Origin of the sequence: Streptomyces sp. WAC06614, from assembly GCF_003949795.1 — a bacterium.
Taxonomy (GTDB): Bacteria; Actinomycetota; Actinomycetes; order Streptomycetales; family Streptomycetaceae; genus Streptomyces.
In genome coordinates, this window is sequence record NZ_RPRY01000575.1 from 1 (window position 1) to 2,398 (window position 2,398).

Consider the following 2,398-nt stretch of genomic DNA (forward strand, 5'->3'; position numbering starts at 1 on the left):
GTCCTGGAGGCGCCCCCCGGACGGGGTCCAGGCGTAGGGTGCCCGCTCCGGAGGCCCTCCACACCCTCACGGCGGTTTGCCGGCACGGACCAACCGGCGGATCCGGGCGCGCCCCGGCTCAGCGCCCCGGCCCCGCGACCTCCCCGCTCAGCCAGCCCAGGGCCTGCGGGTACATCCCGCGCCAGGTACCGAAGTTGTGCCCGCCGGTGGGCACCACGACGGTCCTGACGCGGACCCCGGTACCCGCCGCGGCCGCGGCGAACTCCGCGAGCTGGCGCGGCGGGCTGTCCCGGTCCTGCTCCGAGGTGGCCAGGAAGATCCCCACGCCCGGCTTCCTCGCGTGCCGCACCAGCCACAGCGGGCTGTTGCGCTCGCGCAGGGCCGGGTCGGCCAGCACGCTGGGGTCCCCGGCCAGCGGGTCGGGGTCCAGGGCCACCCCCGCGCGGAACGCCTTCGGGTACTGCAACGGCAGCTTCGCCGCACAGAACCCCCCGGTCGAGTAGCCCATCAGCCCCCACCCGCGCGGCTCGGGCAGGGTCCGGAAGTGCCGCGAGACCAGCTCCGGCACGTCCTCGGCGAGCCAGGTGGCGATCCGCCGGTCCGGGGTGTCGCTGCAGTCGGTGTTGATCCCGCCGGGGTAGATCTCCGGCATCACCAGGATGAACGGGTGCGCCGTGCCCTGCCGCGCCAGCTCCTCCAGGGCCTGCGGCATCCCGCCCTGGTCGAGCCACGCCTCCGGCGTCCCCGGGTAGCCGTGCAGCAGCATCAGCACCGGGAAACGGGTCCGGTCCGCGCCCGGCGCGTCGTACTCCGGCGGTGTCCAGACCACCACCTCACCGGCGAGCTGCGACTTCGGCCCCCGGAAGTACGTGGTCCGGGTCCCCTGGGCGCTCGCGGTGAACTTCGCCCGTCCCGGCGGCGGCCCGGTCATCGTGGAGGCGTCCGCGCCCGGCGTGCCGAGCAGGTCGTCCCAGGAGGCGTACAGCCCGTAGCTGCCGTTGATCCAGATGGCCACCACACAGATCGCGGTCAGCTGGCACAGCGCGAGGAACGCCACCCGCACCGGCCACCGCACCCAGCCGGGCCCCGGCACCCGGTTCCACAGCAGCAGCGTCGCCAGCATGGCGAGGCCGGTGAGGACGATCAGCGTCACGAGCAACGCCGTACTGGTCAGCCCCATCCCACAAATGTACGGTCGGCCTACCCCCGGACGTCGACCTCGACACGGTGCCACCCGGTCGCCCCGTCCGGGGCCGGCGGAGTGCGGCGTTCGGGCTGGACGGCGCCCGTACGGTCCGTGGCACGGACCTCCAGGACATGGTGCCCCGGCGCCGCCTCCCACACCTGGACCCACTGCCGCCAGGTGTCGACCCCGTCCTCGGCGGCGAGCCGCGCCTCCTGCCACGGGCCGCCGTCGACCCGGAGCTCCACCCGGGCGATGCCCCGGTGCTGCGCCCAGGCCACCCCGGCCACCGGCACCCGCCCCGCGGGCAGCGCGGCGAAGGCCCGGGGGGTGTCGATCCGGGACTGGGTCTTCACCGGGGCCCGCGCGGCCCAGCCCCGCCGCACCCAGTACGCGTCGTAGGCGTCGAAGGTGGTCAGCCGCAGCTCGGTCAGCCACTTGCAGGCGGAGACGTACCCGTACAGGCCCGGGACGACCATCCGCACCGGGAAACCGTGCGCGAAGGGCAGCGGCTCGCCGTTCATCCCGACGGCCAGCAGCGCCTCCCGCCCGTCCATCACGGTCTCCACCGGGGTCCCGATCGTCATCCCGTCCACCGAACGGGCCACGAGCTGGTCCGCCGGACCGCCCTCGGACGGCGGCCGCACCCCGGCCTCCCGCAGCAGGGCGTCCAGCCGTACGCCGAGCCAGCGGGCATTGCCCGCCAGGTCACCGCCGACCTCGTTGGACACACAGGTCAAGGTGATGTCGTGCTCGACCAGCGGGCGGTCCAGCAGGTCCCGCAAGGTCAGGGTGCGCGGCGTACGGACCCCCTCCCCGTGCAGCCTCAGCGACCAGCCGTCCGCGTCCACCCGGGGCACCACGAGGGCGGTGTCGATGCGGTAGAAGTCCCGGTTCGGGGTGACGAACGGGACCGCCCCGGGCACCGCCACCCCCGCCCCGGCCGGGACCGGCGGGGCCGGCACGGCGGGCGGCGGCAGCCTGAGCTCCGCCCGGGAGGCCGTGGCCCCGGCCGAGCCGAACGCGCCCAGCCGCCGCCCCAGCAGCCAGGCCCCCGCCGACACCGCGAGGGTGCCGCCCACCAGCCGGCCGAAACCGCGCCGGTCCATGGCCCAGGCCCCGCCCGGCGGCGCCCCGGCCGGCCGCGGCCGGCCCAGCACCCGCACCAGCACCAGCAGCACCGCCACCGCCACGGCCCCGCCCACCAGCGAGGGC

Annotated in this window: 2 protein-coding genes; both read right to left on the bottom strand. The window is 76.1% G+C overall.

Annotated elements, in window-relative coordinates; all coding sequences use genetic code 11:
* Positions 1-118: 118 nt before the first annotated feature.
* Positions 119-1,180 (bottom strand): esterase family protein, encoded by a 1,062-nt coding sequence (locus EF918_RS34870; protein ID WP_125652865.1) that lies wholly within the window; start codon positions 1,178-1,180, stop codon positions 119-121.
* A 20-nt stretch (positions 1,181-1,200) separates the two neighbouring features.
* On the bottom strand, positions 1,201-2,398 hold a 1,198-nt coding region (locus EF918_RS34875), incomplete at its 5' end, for a molybdopterin-dependent oxidoreductase (RefSeq protein ID WP_125652866.1).

What these genes read in the sequence shown, in the direction of transcription:
- EF918_RS34870 (WP_125652865.1), bottom strand. Translation starts at nt 1,180, where the DNA reads ATGGGGCTGACCAGTACGGCGTTGCTCGTGACGCTGATCGTCCTCACC.